The organism is Ensifer aridi (genome assembly GCF_002078505.1).
Classification (GTDB): domain Bacteria; phylum Pseudomonadota; class Alphaproteobacteria; order Rhizobiales; family Rhizobiaceae; genus Sinorhizobium; species Sinorhizobium aridi.
Window position 1 is genome coordinate 33,074 of sequence record NZ_LUAV01000002.1, and the last position, 19,240, is coordinate 52,313.

The 19,240-nt window shown below is 62.8% G+C and carries 20 protein-coding genes; 12 read left to right on the forward strand and 8 right to left on the reverse strand.

The window, feature by feature from the left end; translation table 11 throughout:
* Positions 1-39: 39 nt before the first annotated feature.
* The 6 genes from upp to AYK65_RS00470 form a co-directional block, all read right to left on the reverse strand.
* Positions 40-669, reverse strand: a complete 630-nt coding sequence (gene upp, locus AYK65_RS00445; RefSeq protein ID WP_026616678.1) for a uracil phosphoribosyltransferase — start codon at positions 667-669, stop codon at positions 40-42.
* A gap of 215 nt (positions 670-884) precedes the next feature.
* A complete protein-coding gene (locus tag AYK65_RS00450; RefSeq protein WP_081157759.1) occupies positions 885-1,859 on the reverse strand; it encodes an adenosine deaminase in 975 nt (324 codons plus the stop codon).
* Positions 1,856-3,076: a phosphopentomutase gene (locus AYK65_RS00455; RefSeq protein WP_046120668.1), complete on the reverse strand. Its 1,221-nt coding sequence runs from the start codon at positions 3,074-3,076 to the stop codon at positions 1,856-1,858. Before AYK65_RS00455 ends, AYK65_RS00450 begins: the two co-directional genes overlap by 4 nt.
* Before the next feature lie 131 nt (positions 3,077-3,207).
* Positions 3,208-3,795: a TadE/TadG family type IV pilus assembly protein gene (locus AYK65_RS00460; RefSeq protein WP_046119732.1), complete on the reverse strand. Its 588-nt coding sequence runs from the start codon at positions 3,793-3,795 to the stop codon at positions 3,208-3,210.
* Between the two features lie 7 nt (positions 3,796-3,802).
* On the reverse strand, positions 3,803-4,414 hold the full coding sequence (locus AYK65_RS00465) for a TadE/TadG family type IV pilus assembly protein (RefSeq protein ID WP_081157760.1): 612 nt from the start codon (positions 4,412-4,414) through the stop codon (positions 3,803-3,805).
* Between the two features lie 107 nt (positions 4,415-4,521).
* Positions 4,522-4,941 carry a pilus assembly protein N-terminal domain-containing protein gene (locus AYK65_RS00470; protein WP_046119734.1) on the reverse strand — a complete coding sequence of 140 codons (420 nt, stop codon included), beginning with the start codon at positions 4,939-4,941 and terminating at the stop codon, positions 4,522-4,524.
* 251 nt (positions 4,942-5,192) lie between these two features.
* Between AYK65_RS00470 and AYK65_RS00475 the strand changes: the two genes are divergently transcribed.
* From AYK65_RS00475 to AYK65_RS00515, 9 genes are all read left to right on the forward strand, one after another.
* A complete protein-coding gene (locus AYK65_RS00475) occupies positions 5,193-5,411 on the forward strand; it encodes a Flp family type IVb pilin (RefSeq protein ID WP_046119735.1) in 219 nt (72 codons plus the stop codon).
* Between the two features lie 93 nt (positions 5,412-5,504).
* Positions 5,505-6,017 carry an A24 family peptidase gene (locus tag AYK65_RS00480; protein ID WP_046119736.1) on the forward strand — a complete coding sequence of 171 codons (513 nt, stop codon included), beginning with the start codon at positions 5,505-5,507 and terminating at the stop codon, positions 6,015-6,017.
* A gap of 131 nt (positions 6,018-6,148) precedes the next feature.
* Positions 6,149-6,958 (forward strand): Flp pilus assembly protein CpaB, encoded by an 810-nt coding sequence (gene cpaB, locus AYK65_RS00485; protein WP_046119737.1) that lies wholly within the window; start codon positions 6,149-6,151, stop codon positions 6,956-6,958.
* A gap of 90 nt (positions 6,959-7,048) precedes the next feature.
* Positions 7,049-8,503, forward strand: coding sequence for a type II and III secretion system protein family protein (locus AYK65_RS00490; protein WP_234706783.1), 1,455 nt, complete (start codon positions 7,049-7,051; stop codon positions 8,501-8,503).
* 56 nt (positions 8,504-8,559) lie between these two features.
* On the forward strand, positions 8,560-9,240 hold the full coding sequence (locus tag AYK65_RS00495) for a CpaD family pilus assembly protein (protein WP_081157762.1): 681 nt from the start codon (positions 8,560-8,562) through the stop codon (positions 9,238-9,240).
* Between the two features lie 25 nt (positions 9,241-9,265).
* The gene (locus AYK65_RS00500) at positions 9,266-10,552 is read left to right on the forward strand and encodes a CpaE/TadZ family protein (RefSeq protein WP_046119740.1); all 1,287 of its coding nucleotides are present in this window, start codon (positions 9,266-9,268) and stop codon (positions 10,550-10,552) included.
* A gap of 47 nt (positions 10,553-10,599) precedes the next feature.
* Entirely contained in the window at positions 10,600-12,060 is a 1,461-nt protein-coding gene (locus AYK65_RS00505) for a TadA family conjugal transfer-associated ATPase (protein ID WP_046118094.1), read from the forward strand.
* A gap of 66 nt (positions 12,061-12,126) precedes the next feature.
* Complete coding sequence (locus AYK65_RS00510) at positions 12,127-13,137, forward strand: type II secretion system F family protein (protein WP_046118095.1); 1,011 nt, start codon at positions 12,127-12,129, stop codon at positions 13,135-13,137.
* Between the two features lie 14 nt (positions 13,138-13,151).
* The gene (locus AYK65_RS00515; RefSeq protein WP_081157763.1) at positions 13,152-14,135 is read left to right on the forward strand and encodes a type II secretion system F family protein; all 984 of its coding nucleotides are present in this window, start codon (positions 13,152-13,154) and stop codon (positions 14,133-14,135) included.
* Positions 14,136-14,453: 318 nt separating this feature from the next.
* Here AYK65_RS00515 and AYK65_RS00520 read toward each other — a convergent pair whose 3' ends face one another.
* Positions 14,454-15,272 carry a tetratricopeptide repeat protein gene (locus tag AYK65_RS00520; protein WP_139015797.1) on the reverse strand — a complete coding sequence of 273 codons (819 nt, stop codon included), beginning with the start codon at positions 15,270-15,272 and terminating at the stop codon, positions 14,454-14,456.
* A 232-nt stretch (positions 15,273-15,504) separates the two neighbouring features.
* On the opposite strand from AYK65_RS00520, the gene AYK65_RS00525 reads away from it, so the two are divergent.
* From AYK65_RS00525 to AYK65_RS00535, 3 genes are all read left to right on the forward strand, one after another.
* A complete protein-coding gene (locus AYK65_RS00525) occupies positions 15,505-16,896 on the forward strand; it encodes a leucyl aminopeptidase family protein (RefSeq protein ID WP_081157764.1) in 1,392 nt (463 codons plus the stop codon).
* Between the two features lie 92 nt (positions 16,897-16,988).
* Positions 16,989-17,333, forward strand: a complete 345-nt coding sequence (locus AYK65_RS00530) for a MarR family transcriptional regulator (protein ID WP_026616695.1) — start codon at positions 16,989-16,991, stop codon at positions 17,331-17,333.
* Between the two features lie 8 nt (positions 17,334-17,341).
* Positions 17,342-18,196 carry a C40 family peptidase gene (locus AYK65_RS00535; RefSeq protein ID WP_081157765.1) on the forward strand — a complete coding sequence of 285 codons (855 nt, stop codon included), beginning with the start codon at positions 17,342-17,344 and terminating at the stop codon, positions 18,194-18,196.
* 80 nt (positions 18,197-18,276) lie between these two features.
* On the opposite strand, the gene AYK65_RS00540 is transcribed toward AYK65_RS00535, so the two are convergent.
* The gene (locus AYK65_RS00540; protein ID WP_081157766.1) at positions 18,277-19,236 is read right to left on the reverse strand and encodes a 2-hydroxyacid dehydrogenase; all 960 of its coding nucleotides are present in this window, start codon (positions 19,234-19,236) and stop codon (positions 18,277-18,279) included.
* Between the last annotated feature and the right edge of the window lie 4 nt (positions 19,237-19,240).

Genomic DNA, 19,240 nt, shown 5'->3' on the forward strand with positions numbered 1-19,240 from the left:
TTTGCCGCTGTTTGTCAGTCTGGTTAAGAAAGCGAAAACTTACTTCGTACCGTACATGCGGTCGCCCGCGTCGCCGAGGCCGGGCATGATATAGCCTTTCTCGTTCAAATGGCTATCGATCGCGGCGGTGAAGATCGGCACGTCCGGATGTGCGTTCCTGAAATTGCGGATGCCTTCCGGGGCGGCGAGCAGGCAGAGAAAGCGGATGTTCTTCGCGCCGCGCTCCTTGAGCTTCTCGATCGCCGCGATCGAGGAGTTGCCGGTCGCAAGCATCGGATCGACGACGATGACGAGCCGCTCGTTGAGGCTCTCCGGCGCCTTGAAATAATATTCGACCGGCTGCAGCGTCTCGTGATCGCGATAGACGCCGATATGCGAGACGCGTGCTGACGGCACGAGTTCGAGCATGCCTTCGAGCAGGCCGTTGCCGGCGCGCAGAATCGAGGCGAAAACAAGCTTCTTGCCTTCGAGCACCGGCGCGTCCGTTTCCTGAAGGGGCGTCTCGATCCGCTCGGTCGTCAGTTCCAGATCGCGCGTCACCTCGTAGCAAAGCAGCGTCGAGATTTCCTTCAGCAACCGGCGGAAGCCTGCGGTCGACGTCTCCTTCTTGCGCATGATGGTCAGCTTGTGCTGCACCAGCGGATGATCGATCACTGTAACGCCGTCCATGGCTCACCTTCCCCGCACAAATTTTGGCATTATCCGCCCTCTTTTCCATGGAAAGGGCGGGGCTGCAAGGGTGTTCGTCCACTTGGTTGCGGATTGCGCCTCTCATCCCGCTGCCGCGACCTTCTCCCCTTTTTGACGGGGAGAAGGGACTCGCGCACGCTCCCAAGTTCCCCCCAGGCGGAGAGGGCTAGGGTGAGGAGCAATCCCCCTCCCGGCTAGACATGCAAGGCCGCCAGCAATCTCTCTCTCGTCGGCTCGTCCACGAAGGCGGCTTCGACCGCCGTTTTCGTCATCCGGTTGAGATCGCCGTCCTCGAACCCCATCACGTGGAAGGCGATTTGGTATTCCTGGGCGAGTGACGTGTGGAAGAAGGGCGGATCGTCCGAATTGAGCGTGACGCGCACGCCGGCCTCGTAGAGCGGCCGCAGCGGGTGCGAGGCGAAGTCGGGGAATACCTTGAGTGAGATGTTCGAGCCCGGGCAGACTTCGAGCACGACGCCCTCATCGGCAAGGCGTTTCACCAGATCCGCGTCTTCGATCGCCCTCACGCCATGGCTGATGCGCCTCGGCCGCACGTGATCGAGCGCATCGCGCACGCTGAAGGCGCCGGAAAGCTCGCCGGCGTGGATGGTCAAGCCCAGCCCGGCGTCGCGGACGATGTCGAAGGCGCGAGAAAATTCCGCGACGCTGTGCATGCGCTCCTCACCGGCGAGATTGAAACCGGTCACGAGCGGGTGGCGGCGCATGGCGGCATATTGCGCGGTGCTGATCACCGATTCCGGTCCGAGATGGCGAATGCCGGTGATCAGCATGCGGGATTCGATCCCGGTCTTGGCTCTCGCCGCCTCCATGCCGGCGGCAAGGCCTTCGATATAGGCGTCGGCTCCGAGCCCGATCGTCTCGCCATGATCGGGCGAGACGATGATCTCGCTATAGAACGTGCCCGCTTCCGCGAGCTCCGTCAGATAGGCCTCGGCGAGCAGCGCATAATCGCCCTCGGTGCGAAACAGCGAGGCGACGGCGTCGTAGCATCTGACGAAGCTGGTGAAATCCTCCCAGACATAGGCCATGTCGCGGATGATCGAACTGGTGTCGATGCCGTATTTCCGCGCCTGCCTGAGCGCCAGTTCCGGCGGTGTGGCGCCTTCGATGTGGCAATGCAGTTCGGCTTTCTTCAGATGTGCGGTCAAATAAGGCTTCTCCCATGTGGGCCCGGCGCGATGCCGAGATGTCTGGCGACGGTCTCGCCGATATGCGCGAAGCTGTCGGCGATACCGAAGGAGCGGCTCCTGAGCGTTGGGCCGAACATCAGGACCGGCACGCGCTCGCGGGTGTGGTCGGTGCCCCGCCAAGTTGGATCGCAGCCATGGTCGGCGGTGAGGATCACCATGTCGCCGGGCTTGAGCCGACGGTCGAGATCGGGCAGGCGGGCGTCGAAGGCTTCGAGCGCGGCGGCATAGCCGGGCACGTCGCGGCGATGGCCGTAAAGCATGTCGAAATCGACGAAGTTGGTGAAGACGAGATCACCGTCCTCTGCTTCCTCGACCGCCGCAAGGCTCGCATCGAAGAGCGCCATATTGCCGTTCGCCTTGGTGAGTTTCGTCACGCCCTGATGGGCGAAAATATCACCGATCTTGCCGATCGCGTGGACCGTGCGGCCCGCTTCTTTCAGCCGGTCGAGGATGGTCGGCTCCGGCGGCAGTACCGAATAATCGCGGCGATTGCCGGTGCGGATGAAATTGCCGGCATTGTCGCCGATGAAGGGTCGGGCGATGACGCGACCGATATTGTAGTCGTCGACGAGCCGGCGAACGGTCTGACAGAGCTCGAGCAATCGTTCGAGGCCGAAGGTCTCTTCATGCGCGGCGATCTGGAAGACCGAGTCGGACGAGGTGTAGCAGATCGGCTTGCCGCTCCGCATGTGCTCCTCGCCGTGGCGCGCGATGATTTCCGTGCCGGACGCGTGGCAATTGGCGAGGATGCCGGGCACATTGCCCTCACGGCAGATCGCCTCGACGAGCTCCGGGGGGAAGGCATCGCCCTCCGCCGGAAAGTAACCCCAGTCGAACATGACCGGCGTGCCGGCGATCTCCCAATGGCCGGACGGTGTGTCCTTGCCGCGCGAGACTTCGCTCGCGGCGCCGTAGATGCCGTAGACGCGCTCCGGCAGTACCATGCCCGCCGGAATCCGGCCCGTTGCGAGCTTCGCCGCATGCACGAGACCGAGCGCGGACATGTTGGGGAGATGGAGCGGCCCTTCGCGCAGTCCCGCGCGGTCGGCGGCACCCGCCGCGCAGAACTCGGCGATGTGGCCGAGCGTGTCGGCGCCGAGATCGCCAAAGGCCTCCGCATCGGGCGCGTTGCCGATGCCGAAGGAATCGAGGACGAAGAGAAAAGCACGCGCCATGAAACACCTGATGACCGGCGCGCCCAAAGGGCGACGAACCCGGTGCTGCTAAGCTCACGCGGGCAAGTCCCGCGCAGCCCGGCAGAAATAGCGCGCCATCCCCTCCATTGCAATTGAGCGAGGAGTCGACCTTAGCAGTCGGTGCACTCGATCATCGTGCCGAAGCGCTGACGATAATAGGAGGTCTTGGAAAGCGGAATCGTGGTCGTGTCGGAGCCGAAAAGCGTAAGCTGGTGATTGACGGTGAGTTCGGTGCGCACGACGAATGCATTCAAGGCGTCGAGCTCCGAGGGCACGTTCGTGACCGAATTGAAGGCATAGGGCACCGTCGCGCCCTCGTTCCCGTCCGACCAGCCGCGGGACCAGACGACCTTGCCTTCCGTCGTGCCGGTTACCTGGATGCCCGTGATTTTCAAATCGTAGTCCGAGCCGTCATAGGGCACGAGCATGTTCTTCGCGACGTTCAGCATGTCGTCCAGAAAGGCTTTGTCCACGCCCTGCTGCTGCGTGACGATATCGCTCACCGCGCTCGAAGCGCGTGCGACCTTGCGCGCGACGGTGAAGCCGAGCGAAAGCTCGAAGGCGCCGATATAGGCGCCGATCAGCAGTGGCGCGATGATCGCGAATTCCACGGCACCGACGCCGCGCCGGTCCTTGAGCAGGCGGCGAAGCGGGCGGCGAGTGCGCCGGACGAGCGAAGATCCGTGGAAGCGTCTCATGGCGTCCTCAATAGTCTTCGTTGCGGAAGGTGGCGGTCGCGACCATCAGATAGTCCCGCGGCATGCTGTCCCCGGCGGCCCTGAGTTTGGTGACATAGGGCCGAACGAGATCAGTGATCACCTCCCAACGGTAGTAGGCGCGCACCATGGTGAAATCTCGGGGACCGCCGGGAGCGAATTGGAAGCCGCTGGTGTCGAGATCGGAGCCCACGCGCGGGACGGCGTCCGGAAAATCGCCGAGATCGGCGATCTCGCGGACGTCGAGATAAAGCTTGGTAGGCTCGGTCGCTTCGGTCGTCGAGCACGTCATCATGATGGCGATCTCGTCGCAGAAAGCCTGGCGGAATTGAGCCTCGGTCACATCCGTCGGCTTGCCCTGATTGAAGGTGATCTCGCCGGTGCGGATCTTGCGTGCCAACGTGTCCGTCGCATTCGCGAGCAATTGCTCGCCGGCAAAGGCGACGAATGTCTCGATCGATGCGAAGACCACGATGAAGAAGGGCAGGGCGAGGATCGCGAATTCGATCGCGGTCGCGCCCTTCCGATCGCCGAGGAGACGCCGAAACGGGCCGCGGAATGAGCGCGCCCGAGAGGTGGATGCTTTCTCTTCGATCGACATTGCGCCGTTCCGTCATGTCAACTGGATCGGTGCAAAATACGCCGGGACTGTTGAAAAATCGTTTTCAACAACCCGAAGAATTTTAGTGGTTTGGATTGCGTGATCGGTTAGTTGCTGCTGTTTGAGGTGGATGCCTGCCGCTCGGCACGCTCGCAATTGGGCGTGCAGGAGAGAACGGTGCGTGCCGTCTGCTTGTAGACGCGCAGCGTATTGCCCTCGTCGATCGATACCAGGATGCGCTCGTCGACGATGGCGTTTCCGTCTTGGTCGAGGATGACGAGATTGGTCGTGCCGAAATTGCGTCCCGTGAGCACGATCGTCTTCGCATCCGCGACCGTCGCATCCGCCACATCGGAATTGCCGATGATCACCTTGCTGACCGGCCTGTCGAGTTTCAGCACGCGCGCGTGATCCATATAGACGCGCATCATTTCCTCAGCCGCCTCCGCGATCGCCGGTGCGAAAAGCCCGAGAAGGGCAGCGACGGTAAGCGTGGCGACCCGCTTGGTCGTAAAGGGCGTGTTCATGGCGCGTCCTGATGGCGAATATTGCCCATCTTGGCGCCTTTTGGTGAATGAAAGGTTACGCCGAAGCGCTGCAATTTAACTCGTCCGTTTTCCGCACATTTACCCAAGAAAGAGCGGTGCGGCTTTAACGTCACGGTAACCGGTTTCCTTAAGCGGAAAGAAATTAGGCCCCGCTAATTTCAGGGTATCCGATCAACGGCAACAGTTGGCGGAAGTGCTGAACAACAATCACGTGAAGTAGGAGAATCGCCATGAAGACCATTTTCGCCCGTCTGAAGAAGGACGAATCCGGCGCAACCGCAATCGAATACGGCCTGATCGCAGCGCTGATCTCTGTGGCGCTGATCGGCGGCGCAACGACCCTCGGCGGCAAGCTGAACACTCAGTTTGAGGAGCTTGGTAAGCAGCTGAAATACACCGCTACTACGTCTGGTACAGGCGGCACCGGCGGCACCGGCGGCACGCAGTAATCTCTCGCCTACTAAGACAAGAAACCGCGCCCCGCCGGCGCGGTTTCTCATTATCGTGTTCTCGTTATCGAATCTACTAGCGGAGGCGTACCGATGATCTATGCCGTCATCCTTATCGTTTTCCCCTTTTGCCTTGCGCTGGCCGCCTTTTCCGACCTGTTCACGATGACGATTCCGAATCGCGTTTCCGCGGTTCTGCTTGCGTCCTTCCTTCTTGTGGCACCCCTCGCCGGATTAGATCTGGCGCAGATTGGCCTTCACGTCGCGGCGGCGGTGGTGGTCTTTGCCGTTTGCTTCTGCCTGTTCGCGGCACACGTGATGGGGGGCGGAGACGCAAAGCTCCTGACGGCGAGTGCGATATGGTTCGGTCTCAACACGTCGCTCGCCACTTTCCTATTGTACGTTTCCGTTCTTGGCGGCCTGTTGACGCTGGTCGTTCTGCTGTTGCGCAGCCAGGAGAACGTGATCCTCGCAGCTCGTATCCCAGTTCCGCGCCTGTTGCTGACCGCAAAGAAAATTCCCTATGGCATTGCCATCGCCCTCGGCGGCTTTGCGGCCTATCCATCTTCGCCGCTAATGCAGGCCGCATTCCGCAATTCTTTCTAAAATAGGCGGTTGTAAGTGTCGAACTAGCGCGAAGCCTTTCGTTAACCACGTACATAAGCAATCCGTTAACCATAATTACACCAATTCCTGATCAATCTGGCCCTGGGCAATTCTTCGGGTTTGGGGCGATCATGAAACCGGTGCGCATATTCATTCTGGCGGTGGCCGTCGGCTCGGCCGCCCTGGCCGGGCTGCTGGCGATGAAGCTCACCCGCGCGCCCGCGCCGCACATGGCGGAACCTGTCATCGAGCAGGCGCCGACCGTCAATGTTCTCGTCGCCACCAAGAGCCTGCCCGTGGGCTCCCGCCTCGGCGCCGATTCGATCCATTGGAGAGCCTGGCCGAAGGACGGCGTGGTCGAGGGCATGATCACCGAGGAAACCCGGCCCGCCGCCGTTGACGATCTTGCCGGCGCCGTCGTGCGCTTGCCGCTCTTCACCGGCGAACCGGTCCGGCAGGAGAAGATCGCCGACGCCTCGAACCGCATCATGTCGTCGCTGCTGCCGGCCGGAAAGCGCGCGGTCGCCACCGAGATCACGGTGGCGACCGGTGCCGGCGGCTTCATCCTGCCGAACGACCGCGTCGACGTGATCATGGTGCGCAAGTCCGATGGCGACCTCTACCTGACCGAAACGGTGCTGAGCAATGTCCGGGTTCTCGCGATTGACCAGCAGGTCGAGGAGAAGGAGGACGGCTCGAAGGCGGTCGTCGGCACCACGGCGACGCTGGAACTGACGCCGGATCAATCGAAGGTCATGACGGTCGCGCAGCAGATGGCGGAGCGCATCTCGCTGGCACTTCGCAGCGTCGCCGATGCACAGGAACCCGATACCAACGTTGCCGACCACCTCCTAAGTGGCGACGGCCGGCCGAGCATCCAGCTCATCAAATCGGGCTCTATCGTCAAAAGCGACGGCGCCGCTGTCCAGAACCAGCAATAAGAACAGGCGGGTCGTAAGGTGAAGCGGAACGGACATAAATTTCGGGCCACACTCGCAGCCGGCCTCTCCTTCTGCCTGGCGTTTTCGGGCATGAGGATTCCGACGGCCGAGGCGGCGGCCTCGTCTGTCGTCCGGATTGTCGAAAGCGGGCCGGGCGCACGGAAGATCATCAATCTCGGCCTCAACAAGGCGGTCGTCGTCGACCTGCCGGCGGATGCCCATGATATCCTCGTTGCCGACCCGTCGCTCGCCGATGCGGTCACACGCACCTCCCGGCGAATCTATCTTTTCGGCAAGTCGGTCGGCCAGACGAATATCTTCGTCTTCGGTCCTCAAGGCGAGGAGATCGTCAGCCTCGAGGTCGCCGTCGAGCGCGATGTCTCCGGCCTCGAGACGAACCTGCGCCGTTTCATCCCCGATTCCGACATCAACGTCGAGATCATCTCCGACAACGTCGTCTTGACCGGCACGGTGCGCACGCCGCTCGACTCCACCAAGGCAGTCGATCTCGCCCGCGCCTTCCTGAAAGGCGGCGAGGCGACGACCCGCAACATCACTGCCCAAGGCAACAACGGCGACGCCGACATCTTCGCCGAAGATCGCCAGACCTCGCAGATCGTCAACCTGCTGACGATCGAGGGTGATGACCAGGTCACGTTGAAGGTGACCGTGGCAGAGGTCAGCCGTCAGGTGCTGAAACAGCTCGGCTTCAACGGACGCGTCTCCGACGGCGAAAGCGGCATCAGTTTCCGCAACCCCGCCAATCTCGGCGACGCGATCGCAGTCGGAACGAACGCGCTCATCAAGGGCTCGATCGGCCCCACCACTATTTCCAGCTACATCAACGCGATGGAGCAGGCCGGGGTCATGCGCACTCTGGCCGAGCCGAGTCTCACGGCGATCTCCGGCCAGGAGGCGAAGTTTTACGTTGGCGGCGAATTTCGGCTTGCGGGCGTTCAGGAAGTCAGCACGGATGAAGACACGGGCGTACCCACTGTCGCGCGCGAGGTCAACGACGTCGAATATGGCATCAGGCTGAACTTCAAGCCGGTCGTTCTCGGCCCTGGCCGCATCAGCCTGCAGATCCAGACGGATGTGTCCGAGCCGACTTATGAAGGCTCGGTCGTCACCGGAAACAGTACGGCCAGCATCCCCGGCAATACCTTCCTCGGCATCCGCAGACGCGAAGCCTCCACCAGCGTCGAACTGCCGTCCGGCGGCTCGATCGTCATCGCCGGTCTCGTGCAGGACAATATCCGTCAGGCGATGTCGGGCCTGCCTGCCGCTTCGAAGATCCCGATCCTCGGCACGCTCTTCCGCAGCAAGGACTTCCAGCGCAACGAGACGGAGCTCGTCATCATCGCGACACCCTATCTCGTGCGCCCGGTCGCCCGCAGCGCGATTTCTCGTCCGGACGACAATTTCAATCCGGCCAATGATGTCGAGAGCTTTTTCCTTGGCCGAGTCAACCGGATCTATGGTCGACCGGAAGTCCAGCCCCCCGTCGGCCGCTATCACGGCAATGTCGGCTTCATCTACAAATAGGTCGGGTCATGAAGAAGCGAAGCGCAGCTCCAAACAGCCTTGAAAGGCAGCGTCCAATGGCCCTGAACCGCTTTCCGTTCCGCGTGGCCGCAGTCGCCATTCTCGCCGGCCTGCTTGCGGGCTGCGCCAACAAGGACAAGCTCGCGACCGGCTCGATCGCCGACGACTACCGTACGCGCCACCCGATCGTCATTGCCGAGGGAGAGCGGACGATCGACATACCCGTCGCCTCCGGCGACACACGGCTCACCCAGGGCACGCGCGATGTGATCCGCGGTTTTGCCGCCGAATACCGAAACGCGTCGAGCGGCGTCATCCAGATCATGCTGCCGCGCGGATCGGTGAACAGCCATGCTGCGCAGATCGTCCGCAAGGAAATCCGGCGTCTGCTCGCGGCAACGGGCGTGTCGCCGAAGAAGATCCTCGAAACCAGCTACGATGCCGGCGCGACGGGTGACGCCGCGCCTATCCGCCTGAGCTATGTCGCGATTACTGCACAGACGGCGCCCTGTGGCGAATGGCCGGAAGATGTGACGCTGAATACGCTGGAGAATCGTAACTATTACAATTTCGGCTGCGCCTCGCAGTCCAATCTCGCCGCCCAGATTGCCAATCCGACGGACCTCATCGGTCCGCGCCAGATGTCGCCGATCGACGCGGAGCAGCGCGGCGAAGTGATCAAGACCTGGCGCGGCACCGATACGGACGACGGCGGAACGACGATCGTCTTCAACTGATGCGAAGCTTCTTCGAGGAAAAGCGATGAGCGCTATTGAATACACGATCGACAATGGCGGAGCGGCCGACTTTTCCGCGGACGCGACGCGTCCGGGCGATCTCGACCAGCTCCGGCCGCTGCCGCGCATTTCGATTCATGCCTTCTGCGAGAGCGAGGCAGTACAGCGGTTGATGGAGCGCTGCGGCCAGGACCGCCGCATGGCGAAGGTGAGCCTGCGCATCACCGGGGGCAGCATCGCTGCCGCGGCGAACATGTTTGCGAGCGTCTCGACGCCCAACCTGATCATCCTCGAAACCGGGACCGAGCCCAAATTGCTGCTTTCCGAACTCGCGCCGCTTGCCCAAGTCTGCGACCCGAGCACGAAGGTCGTCATCATCGGCCGTCACAACGATATCGCGCTCTATCGCGAGCTGATCAAGAACGGCATCTCCGAATACATGGTCGCGCCGGTCGGAATGGCCGATATCCTGACGGCGGTCTCGGCGATCTTCGTCGATCCGGAGGCCGAGCCGCTTGGCCGCAGCCTCGCCTTCATCGGCGCGAAGGGCGGCTGCGGTTCGTCCGTCATCGCGCACAATTGCGCCTGGGGCATCTCCAACCTGTTTTCGACCGAGACGATCCTCGCCGATCTCGACCTGCCCTATGGCACTGCGAACATCGACTTCGACCAGGATCCGCCGCAGGGGATCGCCGAGGCGGTTTTCGCGCCGGAGCGACTGGACGAAGTCTTCGTCGACCGGCTCCTCACCAAGTGCTCCGAGCATCTGTCGCTGCTCGCCGCACCCTCGATGCTCGACCGCGCCTATGATTTCGAGGCCGGCGCCTTTCATCCGATTCTCGAAGTCCTCCAGCGTAGCGCCCCGGTTTCGGTGCTCGACATTCCGCATGCCTGGTCAGACTGGACCCGCACGGTCCTCGGCGAAGCCGACGAAGTCGTGATCACCGCCGTTCCCGACCTTGCGACCCTCAGGAACACGAAGAACCTGCTCGATGCCCTCAAAAAGCTCCGGCCGAACGACCGGGTCCCGCATCTCGTCTTGAACCAGGTGGGCATGCCCAAGCGTCCGGAAATCGCTCCCAATGAGTTCTGCGAATCGCTGGAGGTGGAGGCAGCGGCGATCATCCCCTTCGACGCGGTGCTCTTCGGCAATGCCTCCAACAGCGGCCGCATGATCGCGGAAATCGATAGGAAATCGCCGGCGGCGGAAACCTTCTCGCAGCTCGCCCATCTCCTCACCGGGCGTACTGCAATCAAGAAGGCGCGCCGCGGCGGCCTCGGCAAGGTCTTGGCAAAGCTCGGCAGGCGGTAGGCGCCCGCATCTGCTCGAGCTCCATCTGAAGCAACCGGAATTAAGTGATGTTTGGCAAACGCGGAAACGAGGGTTTTGGCAAGGGCGGCGCGAAAGCTCCCGTGGCTGCGCCGCCGGCCGCACCGACGGCGATCATGGAGCGTTCCGCCGCGCCGGTCCTGAGTGAGCCGGCTGCTCAACCGTCGCGGCCGCAACCGGCCGCGCAGCCAGCGCGCCGGCGTGCACCGCGGGCGGAGGACTATTACGATACCAAGTCGCAGGTCTTTTCCGCGCTGATCGACACGATCGACCTCTCGCAGCTCTCAAAACTCGACACCGAGAGCGCCCGCGAAGAAATCCGCGATATCGTCAACGACATCATCACCATCAAGAATTTCGCGATGTCGATCGCTGAGCAGGAGGAACTGCTCGACGACATCTGCAACGACGTGCTCGGCTACGGGCCGCTCGAACCGCTCTTGGCGCGCGACGACATCGCCGACATCATGGTCAACGGCGCCGGCCAGACCTTCATCGAAGTCGGCGGCAAGGTGGAGGAATCGGAGGTTCGCTTCCGCGATAACGCGCAGCTCTTGTCGATCTGCCAGCGCATCGTCAGCCAGGTCGGCCGACGCGTCGACGAATCGAGCCCGATCTGCGACGCGCGCCTGCCGGACGGGTCGCGCGTCAACGTCATCGCTCCGCCGCTCGCGATCGATGGCGCGGCGCTCACGATCCGCAAGTTCAAGAAGGACAAGCTGACGCTGGAGCAATTGGTGCGCTTCGGCTCGATCACGCCCGAAGGCGCCGTCCTCCTGCAGATCATCGGCCGCGTCCGCTGTAACATTGTCATCTCCGGCGGCACCGGCTCCGGCAAGACGACGCTACTCAACTGCCTGACGCGCTACATCGACAGCACCGAACGGATCATCACCTGCGAGGACTCGGCCGAACTGCAATTGCAGCAGCCGCACGTCGTTCGCCTCGAAACGCGTCCACCGAACATCGAGGGCGAGGGCGAGATCACCATGCGCGACCTCGTGAAAAACTGCCTGCGCATGCGACCGGAACGCATTATCGTCGGCGAAGTGCGCGGCCCGGAGGTCTTCGACCTGCTCCAGGCGATGAACACCGGTCACGACGGCTCCATGGGAACGATCCACGCCAATACGCCGCGCGAGTGCCTGAGCCGTATGGAATCGATGATCGCCATGGGCGGCTACACGCTGCCGGCCAAGACCGTTCGCGAGATCATTTCCGGCTCGGTCGACGTCATCATCCAGGCCTCGCGCCTGCGCGACGGCTCGCGCCGCATCACCCACGTCACCGAGGTGGTCGGCATGGAAGGCGACGTCATCATCACCCAGGACCTGATGCGCTACGAAATCGACGGCGAGGACGCCAACGGCCGTATCATCGGCCGCCACGTCTCGACCGGCATCGGCCGGCCGCATTTCTGGGATCGGGCCCGCTATTTCAACGAGGACAAGCGGCTCGCCGCGACCCTCGATGCGATGGAAAAGCAATAGAACAGGCTTGAGCCTACGCGGCCTTTCGTCCGCGCCGGCCAATGGACCGAAGGGACAGACCGAGCGATGTTCGGCATAGACATCACCGTCCTGGCACTGGCCGGCCTCGTCGCGCTGGCGGCGGCGGCGCTCGCCTATGGTCTGCTCTATTCCCGCATCGAGAACGAGAAGAAGGCCGAGGGCCGGCTGCGCCGCGTCGGCGCCGCGGAAACCGACCGGACCAAGATCAAAGCGGCGCGTGACCGTGTCAACGAGATGTCGAAGCGGCGGAAATCCGTTCAGGATTCGCTGAAGGAACTCGAAAAGAAGCAGCAGGAAAAATCCGCCAATACGGCGACTTCGATGAAGAAGCGCCTGGCCCAGGCCAATCTCTCGATGTCGCTCACGCAGTTCTATGTCGTGAGCGCGCTTTTCGGCCTCTTCGCCTTCGTCGTGGTCCTTTTGACGGGCGCCGGGCCGCTGATTGCCGCGGGCGTCGCCCTCGTCGGTGCCGCCGGCCTGCCGCGCTGGGTCGTCGGCTCGATGATCAAGCGTCGCTGCAAGAAGTTCCTGGAGGAATTTCCAAACGCGCTCGACGTCATGGTCCGTTCGATCAAATCCGGTCTGCCGCTTAACGACGCGCTGCGGCTGATCGCCAGCGATGGGCAGGAGCCGGTGAGGACGGAATTCCGCCGCGTCGTCGAATCCCAGCAGGTGGGCCTCAACGTTCCCGAAGCCTGCGCCCGCATGATCCATAGTGTCCCGCTGCCGGAGGTGAATTTCTTCGCGATCGTCATCGCGATCCAGGCGCAGGCGGGCGGCAATCTCTCCGAGGCGCTCGGCAATCTCTCCAAGGTGCTGCGCGAACGCAAGAAGATGAAGGCCAAGGTCAATGCGCTTTCCATGGAGGCCAAGGCGTCCGCCTGCATCATCGGCGCGCTCCCCTTCATCGTCGCGACGCTCGTCTACCTGACCTCGCCCGACTACATGACGATCCTCTTCACCGACCCGCGCGGCCATATCATCATGGGCGCCTCTGCCGTCTGGATGAGCATCGGCATCTGGGTGATGCGCAACATGATCAACTTCGATATTTGAAGGGCGAGCTACTGGTGGACGGCTGGATAGAGACACTCACCGATCCGAACGTCATCATGGCCGCGCTCGTGTCGCTGGCCGTGCTGGCGACGTTTTATTCGCTCGTCACTCCGTTCTTCGAGCGCGGGGATCTTGCGAAGCGGATGAAATCGGTCGCGACCGAACGCGAACAGATCCGCGCCCGTGAACGCGCGCGCCTGAATGCCGAGGTCACGAACGGCAGGGCGAGCCTCAGGACGCAGCACAACACGTCGGTCAGGGAGATCGTGGACCGGCTGAACCTGAAAAAGGCGCTGGTCGACGACAATACCGTCAACCGCCTGAAGACGGCCGGTTACCGCTCGCAGAACGCGCTCAACACCTTCCTTTTCGCCCGCTTCTGCCTGCCGTTCCTGTTTCTCATCCTCGCGGTCCTCTATATTTTCGTCCTCGGGACCTTTGCCGAGAAACCGTTCATGCTGAGGCTGTGCTTCGCCATCGGCTTCGCCTATGTCGGCTTCTATGCCCCGAACATCTTCATCGCGAATGCCATTTCCAAGCGTCAGCATTCCATCCGCCGCGCCTGGCCGGACGCGCTCGATCTCCTGCTGATCTGCGTCGAATCGGGCGTCTCGATGGAGGTCGCCATGCGCCGCGTCGCCGATGAGATCGCCGCGCAATCGCCGCCGCTCGCAGAGGAGTTGGTGCTGACGACGGCGGAGCTCTCCTTCCTGCCCGACCGGCGCGTCGCCCTCGAGAATCTCGGCCTGCGCACAGGCCTCGAAGAGGTGAAATCGGTGACGCAGGCCTTGATCCAGGCGGACCGCTACGGCACGCCGGTGGCGCAAGCTTTGCGCGTGCTGGCTCAGGAAAGCCGCGACCAACGAATGACCGCGGCGGAAAAAAAGGCCGCAGCGCTGCCGCCGAAGCTCACCGTGCCGATGATCCTCTTTTTCCTGCCGGTGCTCGTCGCCGTCATTCTCGGCCCGGCGGGGATACAAGTGGCGGATAAGTTTTAGAGTGTTTGCCGTTTCAATGCTTGTGCGTGGATCCTCGGGTCAAGCCCGAGGATGACGAATGCAGAGGAAGCCAATTCACGCAAGGGCCTTCGAGAGCAGCGACATATTCCGGCGCGAGAGGTGTGTTTGGAGCGTCCCTCCCGCGCTGTCATCCTCGGGCTTGACCCGAGGATCCACGTACGGACCCTGCAGGCTCGAAATGCCGTTTGCGCCATATCCGATACGCCATGCAGGGGCTTGTAATTGAAGCCTCGAGCCGAGACCGACGATAACGGTGGAATTGCTGCCAATGGCAATGGGCGGAAGACCTAAACCGACCTAATTCGTATTCGCGTCGTCCGCCTTTGCGAGCTGCTTCCAGGCGCCCTGCTGCGACAGCATCGAACGCAGATAAGCGACATTCGCTTCCGCCTGCTCGGGCGTCAGTTCCGCACGCGCGATCGTCTCGGCCTCCTGGAAGCGCCCCTGCAGGCCGATCGCGAGCGCGAGGTTCTGCCGGACGCTGCTGTCGGCGCCCGGCTGGCTTGCCGCCGATTTGAGATAGGTCTCGGCCGTCCGCAAGTCCTTCGTCAGGAGATAGGACATGCCGAGGTTGGAGAGCACCGAGGGCTCGTTGGGCTTGAGATCGAGCGCCTCGCGGTAGCGCAGGCGTGCCTCGCCGGAGCGGCCGAGCTGATCGAGAATCGCGCCTTCCGCCGATTTCAGCTTCCAGTCGGGCCGATCGGGCGTCTGCGCCCGGTTGATGGTCGCAAGCGCCTGCTCCAGTTGCCCCGCGGCGGCCTGCGCCTTGCCATAGGCGCCGAGCACTTCGCGGTCCGTCGGATGGTTGATCGCCACCTGCTGCATAACCGCAAGTGCCTGCTCGTTGCGCCCGGTCATGCGCAGGAGGTTGGCGTAGTTGAGGCCCGCCTCGCGGTCCTTCGGATTGCGCTCATAGGCTTGGCCGATGCTTTCGGCTGCGGCGGCAAGCTCGGTCGCATTCATCGACTGCACGGGCCTCGAGAGCTTCGGGATCGAGCCTGTCGTCAGTTCCTTCTTGCCCTGCTGACCGGCGCAGCCGCCAAGCGTCAGCACCATCAGCGCGACGGCGGTACCCAGTGCGAGGCGACGCAGGTGGGAGGAGGGAGTGTGTTGCATAATAATCGAGCCCCAGCATGCATTCGCACCGGAACTCCGAACACCAGCGGCGCAACTTTCACTCCAGCAATAATCTGTTAACCCTAACAGAGCGTTAATACCTACAGCGCCCCGCGTCTGATCGGACGCGCAAAGGTCGCTGCAGCACTCTGAATCGCTGCACGGATTGCCTCGATCGAGTCCGGTCGAGGCAATCCGTGCAGTAATCCGCATCCGTCAGTCGAGGACTCCCATGGCTCCCTATCAGTTCATCGAACGGCCGTCGCCGTTCAACACCAGCAACGGCAAGACGCTGCCGATCTTCGCGGTGACGCCGGCGCATATCGAAACGGGGAGCATCGATCCGATCGCGCTCGATTGGGCGAAGAAGGCGGGCTTCAAGGCGGAATCCGGCGCCGTCCTGCTCATCCCGTCGGCCGACGGCCATCTCGGCGGCGCCCTGTTCGGGCTTGGCGCCAATCCTTCCGAAGCGCCCTTCCTCACCGGCAAGCTCGCCCGTGCGCTGCCGGCCGGTAAATGGCATATCGAAACGGCGCCGCTTACGGCCAACCGCCTGGCGCTCGGCTATGGTCTCGGCTCCTACCGGTTCGAGCGCTACAAGGCGGCGAAGGCGGAGGCGCCGACGCTGCTGATCCCGGCCGACGCCGACGCGACAGACATCAAACGGCAGCTTGCCGGCGTGTTCCTCGCGCGCGACCTGATCAACACGCCGACCAACGACATGGGCCCGGAAGCGCTGGAGGCCGCCTTCCGGGCGCTCGCCGGCCACTACAAGGCCGATGTTTCGGTCATCTCCGGCGAAGCTCTGCTCACCCAGAACTTCCCGCTGGTGCACACTGTCGGCCGCGCCAGCGCCGAGGCGCCGCGGCTCCTCGAAATGCGCTGGGGCAAAAAGGGGCACAGGAAAGTGACGCTTGTCGGCAAAGGCGTCTGCTTCGACACCGGCGGCCTCGATATCAAACCGGCAGCCTCGATGCTTCTGATGAAGAAGGACATGGGCGGTGCGGCCAATGTGATGGGTCTCGCGTTGATGATCATGGACGCGAAGCTCAAGGTCGATCTGCGTGTCATCGTCCCGGTCGTCGAGAACTCGGTCTCGGGGAACGCCTTCCGGCCGGGCGACATCTACCGGAGCCGCAAGGGTCTGACGGTGCAGATCGACAACACCGATGCTGAAGGTCGCCTGATCCTTGCCGACGCGCTCGCCTATGCCGACGAGGAGAAGACCGATCTCATCATCGACATGGCGACACTGACGGGTGCTGCCCGCGTCGCCCTCGGCCCCGATCTGCCGCCCTTCTTCACAGACGACGAGGAACTGGCCCACGATCTTGCCGAGGCGAGCCTTGACGTCGACGACCCGATCTGGCGAATGCCGCTCTACATGGGCTACGACAAGGATATATCCGCGCGCATTGCGGACCTCACCAATGCGCCTTCCGGCGGCATGGCGGGCTCGATCACGGCGGCGCTCTTCCTCAAGCGCTTTGTCACCAATGCGAAGAGCTGGGTGCATCTCGACATTTTCGGCTGGGCACAATCGGAGCGCCCGCATTCCCTGGTTGGTGGCGAAGCGCAGGCGATCCGGGCGCTCTACCATCATATTGGGCGGATCGCGGGGTAAGCTTCTCCGCCGCAAATCGACTGGCAAAAGAAACGCTTGCGTAACGATCGTCTCGCTATGGTGCGGCGACGTGGTTTACGCAGGAGTTTCCCTTGCCGGTCGAACTGACGCCCTCCCAAGCGCTGAGGCTCTGGCACGCCGTCTCGCTCGAGCAGGTGCGCGTCGACAGCCGCGATTTGACCTTGCGTCAGATGGCGATTCTCCTGCAGATCTATCTCGTGCCGCCTCCACATACAGTGCGCGGTCTCGCCGCAACGCTCGGGGTGACGAAGCCGGTGATCACGCGCGCGCTCGATACGATGGGATCGCTCGGGCTCGTCGATCGCGTGCGCGACGAGCGCGACAGGCGTAATGTCATCATTAAGCGCACAGTTGAAGGCGCGCTTTATCTTGAAAAACTTGGCGATCTGATCATCAATCAGGGCCGGAAACTATGAGACCTGCCATGCCCGAAACGCTTGATCGTCGTCTCAATGCCTATCGCGAAGACCTCGCGGAGGAGCGTCTGCGCGGTCTGGTAGAGGCAAAGCGCTTTGTCGAAGGCACGCCGGCGCAGATGGCGGCGCCGGTGACGCCGCTCAGGGCTAGGCCCGAGCTTGCCTGCGGCACGGACACGGAATTGCTCTATGGCGAAACCGTTCGCGTGCTCGATGTCGCCGACGGATGGGCGTGGGTCAAATCCGATCTCGACGGCTATGTCGGCTACGTGCCTGAGGATACGGTGAAGCCGCCGCAAGCTCCGGCGACCCATATCGTCGCGGTGCCGCGCACCTTCATCTATCGCGGTGCCGATTTGCGCTTTCCTCAGGCCTTCGCGCTCTCGATGGGAAGCCGGCTCAGCGTTGCCGGGGAAGCGGAGAAGCGCGGCACACGCTATCTTCTGCTGGACGGCGGTTTGGCCATCGTCGCCAATCATTGCGTGCCCGTAGGAAGCCCGCTCGGCGACGATTACGTTGCGGTCGCGACCCGTTTTCTCGAAACCCCCTATCTCTGGGGCGGCCGCTCCGGCTTCGGCATCGATTGCTCGGGCCTCGTGCAACTCGCGATGCAGATGACGGGGGGAAACGCGCCGCGCGATTCCGACATGCAGGCAAGCGGCCTCGGCCGGGTGATCAGCCGCGACGAACTCAGGCGCGGCGATCTCATCTTCTGGAAGGGCCACGTCGCCATCATGGAGGACGAGAAGACGCTGGTGCATGCCAACGGCCACACGATGACGGTCGCGCGCGAAGGGCTGGAAGACGCCATCCGCCGCATCGGCTGGCTTTATGATCAGCCGACGGGGTATCGCCGCCCCTAGGGGCCTGGGGCAATCCTTCGCACAGTCATGCTCGGGGCGCGCTCGCGATTGCCTTCGTAGTGATTCTCGGCGGAGGCAGGTCAGTAGCCGGCTACCTTGTCCACCACATGCTCCAGCGGCAGGCCGCTTTCGAAACGCTCGATCTGGTGTTCGACATGCGCAAAGAGCGCCTTGATATCTGACGCCGCCGCCACGTGCGGTGTCACATAGACATTCGGCATGTCCCAGAAGCGGCTTTCCGGTGAGAGCGGCTCCCGTTCGAAGACGTCGAGCGAAGCCGCGAGCAAGGTGCCGTTATCGAGACATTGCAGGATGTCGCTTTCCACCTGGCTGCCGCCGCGGCCGGCATTGATGAAGACCGGAGCGCCGAACGGACCCTTGCGGCTCAGCTTCTTGAAGAGGTCGGCATTGAAGATCCCTCTGGTATCCGGCGTCAGCGGCAAGAGGCCGACGAGGAAATCCGTCCTGCCGAGAAATCTATCCAATCCGGCGGCGTCATAGGTCTCGACGCCTTCGACGGCGCGCTTCGTGCGCGACCAGCCGATCACCTTGAAGCCCATCATTGGGAGCTTGCGCGCGGCATCCTGGCCGAGCACGCCCATGCCCATGATGCCGACGGTCACATCGGCGGCCTCCGGCTGGATGAGGTCGCGCCACTCGTGCTTTCTCGCCAGCGCCTCATAGGCCCGATGCTGGCGAAGATGCAGGAGGCACTGCATCACGACCCATTCGCTCATGCGCGTCGTCAGCGTCCGGTCGACGAAGCGAACGAGCGGCACGTCGGGCAGGCCCGGCAGCGTCAGCACGTGGTCGACGCCGGCACCGCCGGAAAAGACGACTTTGAGGTTCGGGGCACGGGAGAAGAGGTCGGGCGCAGATTTCCACACGACTGCGTAGTCGATGCCAGAAAGATCGCGCCGTTCATGGGCGGAATCGGCAAGATTGATCACCTCGCGATCGGGAAAGGCGCCGAGGAGCGCCGCTTCGACCTCCTCCGGAATGAATTTCAGGTCGACGATCACGGGGCTCTTTACGGGCATTGGG